The following is a 15,094-nucleotide window of genomic DNA, read 5'->3' as shown; positions in this document are numbered from 1 at the left end:
GTTGGTCAATCACGTTTCATGGTCAATTTTCGATATTTCCGCTAGACTTTCCGGCCCTGCTAGACGAACCCCATCATGCGCGTTGCTGACTTTACCTTCGAGCTACCTGATTCGCTGATCGCCCGCCACCCTTTGGCCGAGCGTCGCGGTAGTCGCCTGTTGACCCTGGATGGGGTCAGCGGCGCCCTGGCACACCGTCAATTCACTGATCTGCTTGAGCATTTGCGCCCGGGCGATCTGATGGTGTTCAACAATACCCGGGTGATTCCGGCGCGGCTGTTCGGGCAGAAAGCCTCCGGCGGCAAGCTGGAAATCCTCATCGAGCGGGTGCTCGATACGTACCGCGTGCTGGCCCATGTGCGTTCCAGCAAGTCGCCGAAACCGGGCTCGAAGATCCTCATCGACGGTGGTGGCGAAGCCGAGATGCTGGCGCGTCACGATGCGCTGTTCGAGCTGGGTTTCTCTGAGGAAGTGCTGCCGTTGCTCGACCGTGTCGGGCACATGCCGCTGCCTCCTTATATAGATCGCCCGGACGAAGGTTCGGATCGCGAGCGTTATCAAACCGTTTATGCCGAGAAGCTGGGCGCGGTGGCTGCACCGACCGCCGGGCTGCACTTCGACCAGACGCTGATGGAAGCGATTGCCGCCAAGGGCGTCGAGACTGCATTCGTCACCCTGCACGTTGGTGCCGGTACCTTCCAGCCAGTGCGGGTCGAGAAGATTGAAGACCACCACATGCACACCGAGTGGCTGGAAGTCGGCCAGGATGTGGTCGATGCCGTTGCCGCTTGCCGTGAGCGCGGCGGTCGAGTGATTGCCGTGGGCACCACCAGCGTGCGTTCGCTGGAAAGCGCCGCCCGCGACGGCGTGCTCAAGCCGTTCAGCGGCGACACCGACATCTTTATCTACCCGGGCCGGCCGTTCCATGTGGTCGATGCCCTGGTGACCAATTTCCATTTGCCCGAATCCACGCTGTTGATGCTGGTTTCGGCGTTTGCCGGTTACCCGGAAACCATGGCCGCCTATAAGGCCGCCGTGGACAACGGTTACCGCTTTTTCAGCTACGGTGATGCGATGTTCATCACCCGTAATCCCGCACCGACTGCCCCTGAACAGACAGGCCCAGAGGAAACAGAATGAGTCGCGAATGTCGCATGTCCTTTGAACTCCTGGCCACCGATGGCAAGGCTCGTCGTGGTCGCCTGAGCTTCCCCCGTGGCACCGTCGAGACCCCGGCCTTCATGCCGGTGGGTACTTACGGCACGGTCAAGGGCATGTTGCCGCGGGATATCGAGGCGATTGGCGCGGAAATCATTCTGGGCAACACCTTCCACCTGTGGCTGCGCCCGGGCACTGAAGTGATCAAGGCCCACGGCGACCTGCACGATTTCATGCAGTGGAAAGGCCCGATCCTGACCGACTCCGGCGGTTTTCAGGTGTTCAGCCTCGGCGCCATGCGCAAGATCAAGGAAGAGGGCGTGACTTTCGCCTCTCCGGTCGATGGCTCGAAAGTGTTCATGGGTCCGGAAGAATCGATGCAGGTCCAGCGCGATCTGGGCTCGGACATCGTGATGATCTTCGACGAATGCACCCCGTACCCGGCTGACGAAGACGTCGCCCGCGTGTCCATGGAGCTGTCGCTGCGCTGGGCCCAGCGTTCGAAGAATGCCCATGGCGACAACACGGCGGCGCTGTTCGGCATCGTTCAGGGCGGCATGCACCAGGACCTGCGCATGCGCTCGCTGGAAGGCCTGGACAAGATCGGCTTCGACGGCCTGGCCATCGGCGGTCTGTCGGTGGGCGAACCGAAGCACGAAATGATCAAGGTGCTCGATTACCTGCCGGGCATGATGCCGGCTGACAAACCTCGTTACCTTATGGGCGTTGGCAAACCGGAAGATCTGGTTGAGGGTGTGCGCCGCGGTGTGGACATGTTCGATTGCGTGATGCCAACCCGTAATGCCCGCAACGGGCATCTGTTCATTGATGCAGGCGTGCTGAAGATCCGTAACGCGTTCCATCGCCATGATGATTCGCCGCTGGATCCGACCTGCGATTGCTATACCTGCCAGAACTTCTCCCGCGCTTATCTGCATCACCTGGACAAGTGCGGCGAAATGCTGGGAAGCATGCTCAATACCATCCATAACTTGCGCCATTATCAGGTGCTGATGGCTGGTTTGCGCGAGGCTATTCAACAGGGTACATTGGCCGCCTTTGTCGATGCCTTCTACGCCAAACGCGGGCTCCCCGTTCCGCCTTTGGACTGAGTTTTCTGACCCCAAGATTCAACATTTGCAACTGGAGTGCTAAATGAGCTTTTTTATCTCTAACGCCATGGCTGACGCGGCTGCACCGGCTGCAGCGCCTATGGGCGGCGGCTTCGAGTGGATTTTCCTGGTCGGCTTCCTGGTCATCTTCTACCTGATGATCTGGCGTCCACAGGCCAAGCGCGCCAAAGAGCAGAAGAACCTGCTGAACAGCCTGCAGAAGGGCGACGAAGTGGTCACCACCGGCGGCATCGCCGGCAAGATCACCAAAGTGGCCGATGACTTCGTGGTTCTGGAAGTTTCCGACACCGTGGAAATGAAGTTCCAGAAGGGCGCCATCGCCGCCACGCTGCCAAAAGGCACGCTGAAAGCGATCTAAGGGCAACAACTTCTACTCAATCGACGGGGCGCGCAAGGCGCCCCGCGTCATAACGGGCGGCGTGATGCTGAACAAATATCCTCTGTGGAAATACATTCTGATCCTGGCGGTGCTGGCGATCGGTCTGATTTATTCCGCTCCGAATCTATACCCCGATGACCCGGCCATCCAGATCAGCGGCGCCAGCACGGCCCTGCAGGTCAACCAGGCCGACCTGGACCGCGTGAGCACCGCGCTCAAGGAATCCGGGATCAACGTCAAGGCTTCGAGTCTGGCAGCGAACGGCAAGGGCGGCCTGATCCGTCTGACCAAGGCTGAAGACCAGTTGCCGGCCAAAGACGTTGTGCGCAAGGCATTGGGTGATGACTACGTCGTCGCGCTGAACCTGGCACAGACCACTCCGCAATGGCTGCGCAGCCTGGCCGCGCACCCGATGAAGCTGGGTCTGGACTTGTCCGGTGGTGTGCACTTCCTGCTGGAAGTGGACATGGACAAAGCCCTCGACGCACGCCTGAAAGTCTACGAAGGCGACGTCAAGAGCCTGCTGCGCAAAGAGAAGCTGCGCTATCGCAGCCTGCCGCAGCTCAATGGCGCCATTCAGCTGGGCTTCAGCGATGCTGACTCCCGCGAACAGGCCCGTGCACTGATCCGCAAGAACTTCAGCGATTTCGACATTGTTCCGGCCGACCTCAACGGTCAACCGGTGCTGCGTCTGGCGATGACCCCGGCCAAGCTGGCGGAAATCCGTGAATACTCCATCAAGCAGAACCTGACCACGGTACGTAACCGCGTCAACGAGCTGGGTGTTGCCGAACCGATCGTCCAGCGTCAGGGCGCCAACCGCATCGTGGTTGAGCTGCCGGGCGTGCAGGACACTGCCGAAGCCAAGCGAATCCTCGGCAAGACCGCCAACCTGGAATTCCGTCTGGCCGCCGAGCCGGGTGCTTCGAAAGCCACTTCCGAGACTTTCGAGTTCCGCGAAGGCAAGCGTCCTCCGGCACAGATCGAGCGTAGCCTGATCATCACCGGTGACCAGGTGACCGATGCCAAGGCCGGTTTCGGCGAGCACGGCACACCTGAAGTGAACATCCGTCTGGATGGCCACGGTGGTGAGCTGATGAGCCGCGCGACCCGCAGCAACGTCGGTCGCAGCATGGCGGTGATCTTCATCGAACAGCGTCCGGTGACCACCTACGTCAAGCAGATGGTCGACGGCGTCGAGAAAGACGTTGCCGTGCAGACATTCAAGGAAGAGAAGAAGATCATCAGCCTGGCGACCATCCAGTCGCCGCTGGGTGCGCAATTCCGTATCACCGGCCTGAACGGCCAGGGCGAATCGTCCGAGCTGGCGCTGCTGCTGCGTGCCGGTGGTCTGGCGGCTCCGATGTACTTCGCTGAAGAACGTACCATCGGCCCGAGCCTGGGTGCGGACAACATCACCAAGGGTATCGATGCATCGCTGTGGGGCATGCTGTTCGTCTCGCTGTTCATCATCGCCATCTACCGCTTTTTCGGCCTGATCGCCACCGTCGCTCTGGCGGTGAACATGGTGCTGCTGCTGGCATTGATGTCGCTGTTGGGTGCGACCCTGACCCTGCCGGGTATCGCCGGTATCGTGTTGACCATGGGTATGGCGGTCGACGCCAACGTGCTGATCTTCTCGCGGATCCGTGAAGAGATCGCCGCCGGCATGACCGTGCAGCGTGCAATCAACGAAGGCTTCGGCCGGGCATTCACCGCGATTCTCGACGCCAACCTGACCACCTTGCTGGTCGGCGGCATCCTCTTCGCCATGGGCACCGGCCCGGTGAAGGGTTTTGCAGTGACCATGTCCCTCGGGATCTTTACCTCGATGTTCACGGCCATCATGGTGACCCGCGCGATGGTCAACCTGATCTTCGGCGGTCGTGACTTCAAGAAGTTGTGGATTTAAGGGGCTGCCATGTTACGTACAATCAACTTCATGGGCGTTCGCAACTTCGCGTTCGGCGTCACATTGTTCCTTACCGTGCTGGCCTTGTTCAGCGTGTTCCACAAGGGCATGAACTGGGGCCTGGACTTCACCGGCGGTACGCTCATCGAGCTGACCTACGAGCGTCCGGCCGACGTCACCAAGGTGCGTGAGCAACTGGTTACCGCCGGTTATCACGAAGCGGTCGTGCAGAACTTCGGTGCGACCACCGACCTGCTGGTGCGCATGCCGGGTGAAGACCCGCAGCTGGGCCATCAGGTGGCGGAAGCGCTGCAGAAGGTCGGCGGTGAAAACCCGGCGACGGTCAAGCGCGTCGAGTTCGTCGGCCCGCAGGTCGGTGAAGAGCTGCGCGACCAGGGCGGCCTCGGCATGCTGCTGGCGCTCGGCGGCATCCTGATCTACCTGGCTTTCCGCTTTCAGTGGAAATTCGCGGTCGGTGCCATCGTTTCGCTGATTCACGACGTGATCGTGACCGTGGGTATCCTGTCGTTCTTCCAGATCACCTTCGACCTGACGGTGCTGGCGGCGGTACTGGCGATCATCGGTTACTCGCTGAACGACACCATCGTCGTGTTCGACCGGGTGCGTGAGAACTTCCGCGTGCTGCGCAAGGCTTCGCTGATCGAGAACATCAACATCTCGACCACTCAGACTCTGCTGCGCACCATGGCGACTTCGATCTCCACCTTGCTGGCGATCGCGGCACTGCTGTTCTTCGGTGGCGACAACCTGTTCGGCTTCTCGATCGCCCTGTTCATCGGTGTTCTGGCGGGTACCTACTCGTCGATCTACATCGCCAACGTGGTGCTGATCTGGCTGAACCTGTCGTCGGAAGACCTGATTCCGCCGGCCAATACCGAGAAGGAAGTCGACGACCGTCCATAACGGCCATCGTTTCCCCGGTTGTCAGTCAAAAAAAGGCGCGAGTTGAACTCGCGCCTTTTTTATTGCTCCAAGGCTGGGAGAAGCGCGGGCGCGTCCCGCATGTGATGGTCAGGAGGTTCATGTGAACAAGTCGTTGCTGGTTGGTGCGGTACTGGGTGCTGTCGGTGTGACTGCCGGGGGCGCTGTTGCCACCTACAGCCTGGTTAAAAGCGGCCCTGAGTATGCGCAGGTTCTGGCCGTTGAACCGGTCAAGACACAGATCAAGACGCCACGTGAAGTATGCAAGGATGTCGCTGTGACCCGGCAGGCGCCGGTCAAGGATCAACACCAGATTCTCGGTACCGCCATCGGTGCCGTGGCAGGTGGTTTGCTGGGTAACCAGATCGGCGGCGGCACCGGCAAGAAGATTGCCACGGTAGCTGGCGCGGTCGGTGGCGGTTATGCCGGCAACAAGGTGCAGGAAGGCATGCAGAATCGCGATACCTACACCACCACCCAGACTCGCTGTAATACGGTGAATGACATCAGCGACAAGGTCGTAGGTTATGACGTCCGCTACTCGCTGGACGGCAAGGAAGGCAAAGTGCGTATGGATCGTGATCCGGGCAACCAGATTCCGGTCGACAAGGAAGGCAAGCTGATCCTGTCGCAGGCGCAGCCTGGGCAATAAGCGGTTGCGGTAAAAAAGAAGCACCCTTCGGGGTGCTTTTTTGTGCCCGGGATTAACGTGATGACAGGCATAAAAAAAGCACCCCGAAGGGTGCTTTTCTGGTTTCGCGGGAAGCTTAGCGCTTCAACGAGGCCGGCAGGTGCGGCTGGATCGCCGTCAGAACAGCCTTGAAGCATTTGGTGTTGCCGGCAACGACGTGGCCTTTTTCAAGGAAGTCGTGACCGCCGGTGAAGTCGCTCACCAGACCGCCGGCTTCCTGAATCAGCAGGGCGCCTGCAGCCATGTCCCACTCGGACAGGCCCGATTCCCAGAACGCATCGAAACGGCCGGCAGCAACGTAGGCCAGGTCCAGGCTCGCCGAACCGGCGCGGCGGATGCCGGCAGTCTGGCCAACCAGGGCGCGGAACATGCCCAGGTAGTTGTCGAGGTTGTCCATCTGGTCGTCACGGAACGGGAAGCCGGTACCGAGCAGAGCGCCGTCCAGGCTGGTACGGCCGCTGACACGCAGACGACGGCCGTTCAGTTGAGCGCCGCGACCACGGCTGGCGGTGAATTCTTCCTGGCGAACCGGGTCCAGAACAACAGCGTGTTCCAGGCGACCACGATATTTGCAGGCAATGCTGACAGCGAAGTGAGGAATGCCGCGCAGGAAGTTGGTGGTGCCGTCCAGTGGATCGATGATCCACAGGTATTCTTCGCCTTCGATGCCGCTGCCGGCGTGCATGCCGGTCTCTTCACCCATGATCGAGTGATTCGGGTAAGCCTTGCGCAGGGCGTCGATGATTTTCTGTTCGGCGGCGCGATCGACCTCGGATACATAATCCTTGGCGTCTTTTTCGTCGACCTTGATGGTATCCAGGCGCTCGATGGAGCGGAAGATCAGTTCACTGGCGCTGCGGGCGGCGCGCAGCGCGATATTCAGCATGGGCTGCATGGATGTGTCACCTAAGGTTGTTAAAGAAAGCCGCGCATTCTATCAGAACTTTTCTTCAGGTGAAGGTCGCTGTTCGCTTTCATAGCTTAACGGTAGGCTGTTCTGTAAGATTTGCACCCCTTTCCCCAGTCCGAGAGCGCCCGCCGTGCTGCAAAATATTCGTGTCGTCCTGGTCAATACCAGCCACCCGGGAAACATCGGCGGGACCGCGCGCGCCATGAAAAACATGGGTTTGTCGCGGCTGGTGCTGGTCGATCCGCGAGTCTTTCCGCACCACGAAGCCGATGCTCGCGCCTCGGGTGCCGGTGACATCCTTGAAAACGCGCAAGTCGTCGCCACCTTGGAGGACGCCCTGGTCGGCTGCAATCTGGTGCTCGGCACCAGTGCTCGCGACCGGCGAATTCCCTGGCCGCTGCTGGATCCGCGCGAATGCGGGACCAAAGTGGTCGAGGAGGCCGGGCAGGGCGCGGAAATCGCGCTGGTGTTCGGGCGTGAAGATTCCGGCCTGACCAATGACGAGCTGCAGCGATGTCACTATCACGTGCACATCCCCTCCGATCCTGAATTCAGTTCGCTGAACCTCGGGGCGGCGGTGCAGGTGTTGAGCTATGAAGTGCGCATGGCCTGGCTGGCCGCACAAGGTCAGCCGACCAAGATCGAGAAAGAAGAAGTGGCCTCCGTGAAAAGCGCCGAGCTGGCGACCATGGATGAGCTGGAGCGGTTCTATGAGCACCTGGAGCAGACCCTGGTGGCCATCGAATTCCTCGATCCGGAAAAACCGCGGCACTTGATGGCGCGCCTGCGCCGGTTGTACGGACGCAGCTCGGTCAGCCGGGCGGAAATGAATATTTTGCGTGGCATCCTCACGGAAACCCAGAAAGCGGCCCGTGGCGAGCTCCTTAAGCGGAAGGATTAATGATGTTCGAGCGTTTGCGTGAAGATATCCAGAGCGTATTCCACCGAGACCCGGCGGCGCGTAACGCTTTTGAAGTCCTGACCTGCTACCCCGGCATGCATGCGATCTGGATTCATCGACTGGCCGGCATGCTCTGGCGCAACGATCTGAAATGGCTGGCGCGGCTGGTGTCGAACTTCGGTCGCTGGCTGACCGGTATCGAGATTCATCCGGGCGCCAAGGTGGGTCGACGCTTCTTTATCGACCATGGCATGGGCATCGTCATTGGCGAAACCGCAGAAATCGGCGATGACGTCACCATCTATCAAGGCGTGACCCTTGGCGGTACCAGCTGGAACAAGGGCAAGCGTCACCCGACGCTGGGTGATGGCGTTGTGGTGGGGGCTGGCGCGAAGGTGCTGGGTCCGTTCACGGTCGGCGCCGGCGCCAAGGTCGGTTCCAATGCGGTGGTGACCAAGGAAGTGCCGCCGGGCGCCACTGTGGTGGGCATTCCGGGGCGGATCATCGTCAAGTCCGATGATGAAGCCGATGCCAAGCGCAAGGCGATGGCCGAAAAGATCGGTTTCGATGCCTATGGCGTGAGCGGTGACATGCCGGACCCGGTGGCGCGTGCCATCGGCCAATTGCTCGATCACCTGCAGGCGGTGGATGGCCGTCTGGAAGGGATGTGCGGGGCGTTGAAGGATCTGGGCAGCAATTATTGTGCGAAAGATCTGCCTGAACTGCGCGAAGAAGACTTCGCCTGCGTGAAGGGCAAGGACGAATCCACGACGCATTGACGCTCCTGCAGGGCTGCTGCCGGCCGGTGTGCCATTAAGCCGCAGACCCTGCTATCATTCGCGCGCTCTTTTGCGGGTAAACCCGACTAAAGCACTAGGTCTTATAGTTGACTTAAATGCTCGGGAATTGCATACTCCCGCCCATTCCGAACTCCGTGGTAATTGTCCATGCGACTGACTACAAAAGGCCGATACGCCGTGACCGCCATGCTTGACCTGGCGTTGCACGCGCAGCACGGGCCCGTGTCCCTGGCCGATATCTCCGAGCGCCAAGGCATCTCCCTGTCCTATCTCGAACAGCTTTTCGCCAAGCTGCGCCGCAGCAACCTGGTTTCCAGTGTTCGCGGTCCGGGCGGTGGCTACCAGTTGTCCCGCGACATGCAGGGCATCCAGGTCGCCCAGGTGATCGATGCGGTGAACGAATCGGTCGATGCAACAAAATGCCAGGGTCAGGGCGATTGCCATTCCGGCGACACCTGCCTGACCCATCACCTGTGGTGCGACCTGAGCCTGCAGATTCACGAATTTCTCAGCGGTATCAGCTTGGCCGACCTCGTAACTCGCCGTGAGGTGCAGGAAGTGGCCCAGCGTCAGGATCAGCGTCGTTGCAATGGCAAGGCGCCGCGCCTGGACAAGATTGAAGCGTCCGCCGTCGAATGACAGCCAGAGAGCTAGCGGCACGCCAGCCAGCCTGATTTAGGAGATAGTCCATGAAATTGCCGATTTACCTTGATTACTCTGCGACCACCCCGGTCGATCCGCGCGTTGCGCAAAAGATGAGTGAATGCCTGCTGGTCGACGGAAACTTCGGTAACCCGGCGTCCCGTTCCCACGTGTTCGGCTGGAAGGCCGAAGAGTCCGTCGAAAACGCTCGTCGTCAGGTGGCCGACCTGGTCAACGCCGACCCGCGCGAAATCGTCTGGACCTCCGGTGCCACCGAGTCCGACAACCTGGCAATCAAGGGTGCGGCACATTTCTACGCCTCCAAGGGCAAGCACCTGATCACCTCCAAGATCGAGCACAAGGCTGTCCTCGACACCATGCGCCAACTGGAGCGCGAAGGTTTCGAAGTCACCTACCTCGAGCCGACCGAAGATGGCCTGATCACCCCGGCCATGATCGAAGCCGCGCTGCGCGAAGACACCATCCTGGTGTCGGTGATGCACGTGAACAACGAAATCGGCACGGTCAACGACATCGCCGCCATCGGCGAGCTGACCCGTTCCAAAGGCATTCTGTTCCACGTCGACGCCGCTCAGTCCACCGGCAAGGTCGAAATCGACCTGCAGAAGCTGAAAGTCGACATGATGTCGTTCTCTGCCCACAAGACCTACGGTCCTAAAGGCATCGGCGCGCTGTACGTCAGCCGCAAGCCGCGTGTGCGCATCGAAGCGACCATGCACGGCGGCGGTCACGAGCGTGGCATGCGTTCCGGCACCCTGGCGACCCACCAGATCGTCGGCATGGGCGAAGCGTTCCGTGTAGCCAAGGAAGACATGGCTGCCGAAAACGTGCGCATCAAGGCCCTGAGCGATCGCTTCTACAAGCAGGTCGAGCACCTGGAAGAGCTGTACGTCAACGGCAGCCTGACCGCCCGCGTTCCGCACAACCTGAACCTGAGCTTCAACTACGTTGAAGGCGAGTCGCTGATCATGGCGCTCAAGGATCTGGCGGTTTCGTCCGGTTCGGCCTGCACCTCGGCGTCGCTTGAGCCTTCGTACGTGCTGCGCGCCCTGGGCCGCAACGACGAACTGGCACACAGCTCGATCCGCTTCACCTTCGGCCGTTTCACCACCGAAGAAGAAATCGATTACGCCGCGCAGAAAGTCTGCGAGGCCGTTACCAAGCTGCGCGCTCTGTCGCCGCTGTGGGACATGTACAAAGACGGCGTCGATATCTCGAAAATCGAGTGGGCGGCACACTAAACATAGAAGCCGCCGGATACGGATCCTGTAGCGACGCGGCGGTTTGCGCAGCGCAGTTGCAGGGTCTCAAGAGCGGCCCTGATGAGTGAGGATTGAGAATCATGGCTTACAGCGAAAAGGTCATCGACCACTACGAAAACCCGCGTAACGTCGGCAAGATGAACGCGGAAGATCCAGATGTCGGCACCGGCATGGTCGGCGCTCCGGCGTGCGGCGACGTGATGCGTCTGCAGATCAAGGTCAACGACCAGGGCGTTATCGAAGACGCCAAGTTCAAGACCTATGGCTGCGGTTCGGCTATCGCTTCCAGCTCCCTCGCCACCGAGTGGATGAAGGGCAAGACCCTGGACGAAGCGGAAACCATCAAGAACACCCAGCTGGCCGAAGAACTGGCCCTGCCGCCAGTGAAAATCCACTGCTCGGTACTCGCTGAAGACGCCATCAAGGCGGCCGTTCGCGACTACAAGCAGAAGAAAGGCTTGATCTAAGCATTGGGCGACGAGTAAGGAGTCAACGATGGCTATCAGCATGACAGAAGCGGCTGCTCGACACGTGCGACGCTCCCTCGACGGGCGCGGCAAGGGTGAAGGGATTCGTCTGGGTGTTCGCACCACGGGCTGTTCCGGCCTTGCCTACGTGCTGGAGTTTGTCGACGAGGTGGTTGCAGAAGATCAGGTGTTCGAGAGTCACGGCGAAAAAGTGATCATCGACCCCAAGAGCCTGGCTTACCTCGACGGCACCGAGCTCGATTTCGTCAAGGAAGGGTTGAACGAAGGCTTCAAGTTCAACAATCCCAACGTGCGCGGTGAGTGTGGCTGCGGCGAAAGCTTCAACATCTGAGGCTGGTCGTGGGAACTCCTTGTCATTTCGCTTTATTCGAGCTGCAACCGGGCTTTCGTCTGGATCTCGAGCAACTGGCCACGCGCTATCGCGAGCTGGCGCGCGGCGTTCATCCCGATCGTTTTGCCGACGCTTCCGAGCGTGAGCAGCGCTCGGCGCTCGAACAGTCCGCTCGGCTCAACGATGCTTACCAGACGCTCAAGAGCCCGGCCCAGCGAGCACGTTACCTGCTGACGATCAGCGGTCATGAAGTGCCGATGGAAGTCACGGTCCATGATCCCGAGTTTCTGTTGCAGCAGATGCAGTGGCGCGAAGAGCTCGAAGATCTGCAGGACAGTGCCGACCTGGCCGGCGTCGCTGCCTTCAAGCGTCGCCTGAAGACCGCCCAGGAGCAGCTGAACGAAAGCTTCGCAGCCTGTTGGGATGATGCAGCGCAACGCGAACAGGCCGAGCGCCTGATGCGACGCATGCAGTTCCTCGACAAGCTCACCTACGAAGTGCGCCAGTTAGAAGAGCGCCTCGACGATTAACCCAGTGCCGCTCCGGTCGCACGCCTGATATACAGATAAGTCCTGATCACGATGGCCCTACTGCAGATCGCCGAACCCGGCCAAAGTCCTCAACCGCACCAGCGTCGTCTGGCTGTGGGGATCGACTTGGGCACTACCAATTCGCTGGTCGCTGCGTTGCGCAGTGGTCTTTCCGAGCCGCTGGCCGATGCCGAAGGGCGAGTCATTCTGCCTTCCGCCGTGCGCTATCACGCCGATCGCGTCGAAGTCGGCGAGTCGGCCAAACTGGCTGCGTCCTCCGACCCCCTGAACACCGTGCTGTCGGTCAAGCGCCTGATGGGGCGTGGCCTGTCCGACGTCAAGCAATTGGGCGATCAACTGCCGTACCGCTTTGTCGGCGGCGAATCGCACATGCCGTTCATCGACACCGTGCAGGGCCCGAAAAGCCCGGTCGAAGTCTCCGCCGATATCCTGAAAGTGCTGCGCCAGCGCGCTGAAGCGACCTTGGGCGGCGAGCTGGTCGGCGCGGTGATTACCGTTCCTGCCTATTTCGACGACGCTCAGCGCCAGGCTACGAAGGATGCGGCAAAACTCGCCGGTCTGAACGTGCTGCGTCTGCTCAACGAGCCGACTGCCGCTGCGGTGGCTTATGGTCTGGATCAGCATGCCGAAGGCCTGGTCGCCATTTATGACCTGGGCGGCGGTACTTTTGATATTTCGATTCTGCGCCTGACCGGCGGTGTCTTCGAAGTTCTGGCCACCGGTGGCGACAGTGCCCTGGGCGGTGACGATTTCGATCACGCGATTGCTGGCTGGATCATCGAGAGTGCGGGCCTGTCCGCCGATCTCGATCCGGGTGCGCAGCGCAATCTGCTGCAAACCGCCTGCGCGGCCAAAGAAGCCCTGACTAATGCCGACAGTGTTGAAGTTGCTTATGGTGACTGGAAAGCACAACTGACTCGCGAAGCCTTCGACGCACTGATCGAGCCGATGGTTGCCCGCAGCCTGAAAGCCTGCCGCCGTGCCGTTCGCGACTCCGGTATCGAGCTGGAAGACGTGCATGCCGTGGTCATGGTCGGTGGTTCGACCCGCGTTCCACGTGTTCGTGAAGCTGTCGCCGAAGCCTTCGGTCGTCAACCGCTGACCGAAATCGACCCGGATCAAGTGGTGGCCATCGGTGCCGCGATCCAGGCCGATACACTGGCCGGCAACAAGCGCGATGGCGGCGAACTGCTGCTGCTCGATGTGATTCCACTGTCCCTGGGGCTGGAAACCATGGGCGGCCTGATGGAGAAGGTGATTCCTCGCAACACCACTATTCCCGTCGCTCGCGCCCAGGACTTCACCACTTATAAAGACGGCCAGTCGGCCATGGCGATCCATGTGTTGCAGGGCGAGCGCGAGCTGATCAGCGACTGCCGCTCCCTGGCGCGTTTCGAATTGCGCGGCATTCCGGCAATGGTGGCGGGCGCGGCGAAGATTCGCGTGACCTTCCAGGTCGATGCCGACGGTCTGCTCAGCGTTTCTGCCCGCGAACTGGGTTCGGGCGTTGAAGCCAGCATTCAGGTCAAGCCGTCCTACGGTCTGACCGACGGCGAAATCGCCAAGATGCTCAAGGATTCGTTCCAGCACGCCAATGACGACAAAGTCGCTCGCGTCCTGCGTGAGCAGCAAGTCGATGCCCAGCGCCTGATCGAAGCGGTGCAGGGCGCTCTGGAGGCGGATGGTGAGCGTTTGCTCGACGCCGAAGAGCGCATGGTCATCGACCTGCAGGTGCAGGAACTGACCGAACTGATGAAAGGTACCGATGGTTACGCCATCGAGCAGCAGACCAAGCGTCTGTCGCAAGTGACCGATGCCTTTGCTGCCCGTCGTATGGATCAGACGGTGAAAGCCGCTCTGTCGGGGCGCAACCTGAATGAAATCGAGGATATCTGATGCCGCAGGTCATTTTTCTGCCCCACGAGAAGTTCTGCCCTGAAGGCATGGTGGTCGAGGCTGAGCCCGGCACTTCGATTCTCGAGCTGGCCCACGAACACCACATCGAGATGGAAAGCGCCTGCGGCGGCGTCTGCGCCTGCACCACTTGTCACTGCATCATCCGCGAGGGTTTCGACTCGCTGGAAGAAGCTGACGAGTTGGAGGAAGATTTCCTAGATCGTGCCTGGGGTCTGGAGGCGCAGTCGCGCCTGGCCTGTCAGGCGATCGTCGGCGAGGAAGACCTCACCGTCGAAATTCCGAAATATTCGCTTAACCATGCGGCCGAAGCGCCGCACTGACTGGTAAGACTGTCATGAGCTACGGTTGGAATGATGTTCAACGTATTGCAGAAGAGTTGGCTGAGGCCAAGCCGGGTGTAGATCCGTATTCTGTCAATTTCGTCGAGTTGCAGCAGTGGATCAAGGAGCTGCCTGACTTCGACGCTAACTCTGGCCGGGTCGGCGAGAAGGTGTTGGAAGCGGTTCAGCAGCTCTGGAATGATGAAATAGACTGATCATCCTTGCAGGTTAGGCAATACCCAAGAACCCGCGTATAATTCGCGGGTTTAATTTTTCGCAAATTACCGTTTCTGGAGTTACACCATGGCTGTTCAACGTACTTTCTCCATCATCAAGCCTGACGCCGTTGCAAAAGGCGCTGCCGGCGAAATCGTTACCCGTTTCGAAAAGGCTGGTCTGAAAGTGGTTGCTTCGAAAATGAAGCAACTGTCCAAAGCCGAAGCTGAAGGCTTCTACGCTGAGCACAAAGAGCGCGGTTTCTTCGGTGACCTGGTTGCTTTCATGATCTCCGGTCCGGTTGTCGTTCAGGTTCTGGAAGGCGAAAACGCCATCGCTCGCAACCGTGAGCTGATGGGCGCTACCAACCCTAAAGAAGCTGCTGCCGGCACCATCCGTGCTGACTTCGCTGAGTCGATCGACGCCAACGCCGTTCACGGTTCGGACTCCGAAGCCGCTGCCGCTCGCGAAATCTCGTACTTCTTCGCAGCTACTGAAGTAACCACTCGCTAAGCATTGG

General features: G+C 60.1%; 18 protein-coding genes. 17 read left to right on the top strand and 1 reads right to left on the bottom strand.

What is annotated here, in order from left to right:
• The first annotated feature begins 75 nt into the window (after positions 1-75).
• The 6 genes from queA (at position 76) to M5B44_RS12350 (ending at position 6,176) form a co-directional block, all read left to right on the top strand.
• Entirely contained in the window at positions 76-1,140 is a 1,065-nt protein-coding gene (gene queA / locus M5B44_RS12375) for a tRNA preQ1(34) S-adenosylmethionine ribosyltransferase-isomerase QueA (RefSeq protein WP_248739315.1), read from the top strand.
• A 14-nt stretch (positions 1,141-1,154) separates the two neighbouring features.
• Positions 1,155-2,270, top strand: a complete 1,116-nt coding sequence (tgt, locus tag M5B44_RS12370) for a tRNA guanosine(34) transglycosylase Tgt (RefSeq protein WP_248739314.1) — start codon at positions 1,155-1,157, stop codon at positions 2,268-2,270.
• 43 nt (positions 2,271-2,313) lie between these two features.
• Positions 2,314-2,649 (top strand): preprotein translocase subunit YajC, encoded by a 336-nt coding sequence (gene yajC / locus M5B44_RS12365; RefSeq protein ID WP_065257675.1) that lies wholly within the window; start codon positions 2,314-2,316, stop codon positions 2,647-2,649.
• A gap of 64 nt (positions 2,650-2,713) precedes the next feature.
• Complete coding sequence (gene secD / locus M5B44_RS12360; protein WP_248739313.1) at positions 2,714-4,582, top strand: protein translocase subunit SecD; 1,869 nt, start codon at positions 2,714-2,716, stop codon at positions 4,580-4,582.
• 9 nt (positions 4,583-4,591) lie between these two features.
• On the top strand, positions 4,592-5,506 hold the full coding sequence (gene secF, locus M5B44_RS12355) for a protein translocase subunit SecF (protein WP_085709391.1): 915 nt from the start codon (positions 4,592-4,594) through the stop codon (positions 5,504-5,506).
• Positions 5,507-5,627: 121 nt separating this feature from the next.
• The gene (locus M5B44_RS12350; RefSeq protein WP_085709392.1) at positions 5,628-6,176 is read left to right on the top strand and encodes a glycine zipper 2TM domain-containing protein; all 549 of its coding nucleotides are present in this window, start codon (positions 5,628-5,630) and stop codon (positions 6,174-6,176) included.
• A gap of 115 nt (positions 6,177-6,291) precedes the next feature.
• On the opposite strand, the gene suhB is transcribed toward M5B44_RS12350, so the two are convergent.
• A complete protein-coding gene (gene suhB / locus M5B44_RS12345; protein ID WP_085709393.1) occupies positions 6,292-7,110 on the bottom strand; it encodes an inositol-phosphate phosphatase in 819 nt (272 codons plus the stop codon).
• A 145-nt stretch (positions 7,111-7,255) separates the two neighbouring features.
• Here suhB and trmJ point away from each other — a divergent pair, with 145 nt between their 5' ends.
• The 11 genes from trmJ (at position 7,256) to ndk (ending at position 15,087) form a co-directional block, all read left to right on the top strand.
• The gene (trmJ, locus tag M5B44_RS12340) at positions 7,256-8,026 is read left to right on the top strand and encodes a tRNA (cytosine(32)/uridine(32)-2'-O)-methyltransferase TrmJ (protein WP_007956692.1); all 771 of its coding nucleotides are present in this window, start codon (positions 7,256-7,258) and stop codon (positions 8,024-8,026) included.
• A 2-nt stretch (positions 8,027-8,028) separates the two neighbouring features.
• Positions 8,029-8,805 carry a serine O-acetyltransferase gene (cysE, locus tag M5B44_RS12335; protein ID WP_085709395.1) on the top strand — a complete coding sequence of 259 codons (777 nt, stop codon included), beginning with the start codon at positions 8,029-8,031 and terminating at the stop codon, positions 8,803-8,805.
• 168 nt (positions 8,806-8,973) lie between these two features.
• A complete protein-coding gene (iscR, locus tag M5B44_RS12330) occupies positions 8,974-9,465 on the top strand; it encodes a Fe-S cluster assembly transcriptional regulator IscR (RefSeq protein ID WP_007956690.1) in 492 nt (163 codons plus the stop codon).
• Positions 9,466-9,515: 50 nt separating this feature from the next.
• Positions 9,516-10,730 (top strand): IscS subfamily cysteine desulfurase, encoded by a 1,215-nt coding sequence (locus M5B44_RS12325; RefSeq protein WP_085709396.1) that lies wholly within the window; start codon positions 9,516-9,518, stop codon positions 10,728-10,730.
• A 101-nt stretch (positions 10,731-10,831) separates the two neighbouring features.
• Positions 10,832-11,218 carry a Fe-S cluster assembly scaffold IscU gene (gene iscU, locus M5B44_RS12320; RefSeq protein WP_003227907.1) on the top strand — a complete coding sequence of 129 codons (387 nt, stop codon included), beginning with the start codon at positions 10,832-10,834 and terminating at the stop codon, positions 11,216-11,218.
• A gap of 28 nt (positions 11,219-11,246) precedes the next feature.
• Positions 11,247-11,570 (top strand): iron-sulfur cluster assembly protein IscA, encoded by a 324-nt coding sequence (gene iscA, locus M5B44_RS12315; RefSeq protein ID WP_003227904.1) that lies wholly within the window; start codon positions 11,247-11,249, stop codon positions 11,568-11,570.
• Positions 11,571-11,578: 8 nt separating this feature from the next.
• Positions 11,579-12,100 (top strand): co-chaperone HscB, encoded by a 522-nt coding sequence (hscB, locus tag M5B44_RS12310; RefSeq protein ID WP_169431784.1) that lies wholly within the window; start codon positions 11,579-11,581, stop codon positions 12,098-12,100.
• A 51-nt stretch (positions 12,101-12,151) separates the two neighbouring features.
• Positions 12,152-14,017: a Fe-S protein assembly chaperone HscA gene (gene hscA, locus M5B44_RS12305; RefSeq protein ID WP_085734097.1), complete on the top strand. Its 1,866-nt coding sequence runs from the start codon at positions 12,152-12,154 to the stop codon at positions 14,015-14,017.
• Positions 14,017-14,358 (top strand): ISC system 2Fe-2S type ferredoxin, encoded by a 342-nt coding sequence (gene fdx / locus M5B44_RS12300; RefSeq protein ID WP_041071821.1) that lies wholly within the window; start codon positions 14,017-14,019, stop codon positions 14,356-14,358. Before hscA ends, fdx begins: the two co-directional genes overlap by 1 nt.
• A gap of 14 nt (positions 14,359-14,372) precedes the next feature.
• Positions 14,373-14,573, top strand: coding sequence for a Fe-S cluster assembly protein IscX (gene iscX / locus M5B44_RS12295; protein ID WP_085709399.1), 201 nt, complete (start codon positions 14,373-14,375; stop codon positions 14,571-14,573).
• An 88-nt stretch (positions 14,574-14,661) separates the two neighbouring features.
• Positions 14,662-15,087, top strand: a complete 426-nt coding sequence (gene ndk, locus M5B44_RS12290) for a nucleoside-diphosphate kinase (RefSeq protein WP_003227894.1) — start codon at positions 14,662-14,664, stop codon at positions 15,085-15,087.
• Positions 15,088-15,094 lie beyond the last annotated feature (7 nt).

The sequence above is a fragment of the Pseudomonas sp. MWU12-2029 genome (genome assembly GCF_023242425.1).
Lineage (GTDB): Bacteria > Pseudomonadota > Gammaproteobacteria > Pseudomonadales > Pseudomonadaceae > Aquipseudomonas > Aquipseudomonas kribbensis.
Note: the sequence above shows the minus strand (reverse complement) of the source record. Positions and strands in the feature narration are given on the sequence as shown.

Coding starts and splice junctions, on each gene's coding strand:
- queA (WP_248739315.1), top strand. CDS start 76: ATGCGCGTTGCTGACTTTACCTTCGAGCTACCTGATTCGCTGATCGCC.
- yajC (WP_065257675.1), top strand. CDS start 2,314: ATGAGCTTTTTTATCTCTAACGCCATGGCTGACGCGGCTGCACCGGCT.
- tgt (WP_248739314.1), top strand. CDS start 1,155: ATGTCCTTTGAACTCCTGGCCACCGATGGCAAGGCTCGTCGTGGTCGC.
- ndk (WP_003227894.1), top strand. CDS start 14,662: ATGGCTGTTCAACGTACTTTCTCCATCATCAAGCCTGACGCCGTTGCA.
- iscX (WP_085709399.1), top strand. CDS start 14,373: ATGAGCTACGGTTGGAATGATGTTCAACGTATTGCAGAAGAGTTGGCT.
- iscA (WP_003227904.1), top strand. CDS start 11,247: ATGGCTATCAGCATGACAGAAGCGGCTGCTCGACACGTGCGACGCTCC.
- cysE (WP_085709395.1), top strand. CDS start 8,029: ATGTTCGAGCGTTTGCGTGAAGATATCCAGAGCGTATTCCACCGAGAC.
- hscA (WP_085734097.1), top strand. CDS start 12,152: ATGGCCCTACTGCAGATCGCCGAACCCGGCCAAAGTCCTCAACCGCAC.
- iscU (WP_003227907.1), top strand. CDS start 10,832: ATGGCTTACAGCGAAAAGGTCATCGACCACTACGAAAACCCGCGTAAC.
- M5B44_RS12325 (WP_085709396.1), top strand. CDS start 9,516: ATGAAATTGCCGATTTACCTTGATTACTCTGCGACCACCCCGGTCGAT.
- fdx (WP_041071821.1), top strand. CDS start 14,017: ATGCCGCAGGTCATTTTTCTGCCCCACGAGAAGTTCTGCCCTGAAGGC.
- suhB (WP_085709393.1), bottom strand. CDS start 7,110: ATGCAGCCCATGCTGAATATCGCGCTGCGCGCCGCCCGCAGCGCCAGT.
- secF (WP_085709391.1), top strand. CDS start 4,592: ATGTTACGTACAATCAACTTCATGGGCGTTCGCAACTTCGCGTTCGGC.
- secD (WP_248739313.1), top strand. CDS start 2,714: ATGCTGAACAAATATCCTCTGTGGAAATACATTCTGATCCTGGCGGTG.
- iscR (WP_007956690.1), top strand. CDS start 8,974: ATGCGACTGACTACAAAAGGCCGATACGCCGTGACCGCCATGCTTGAC.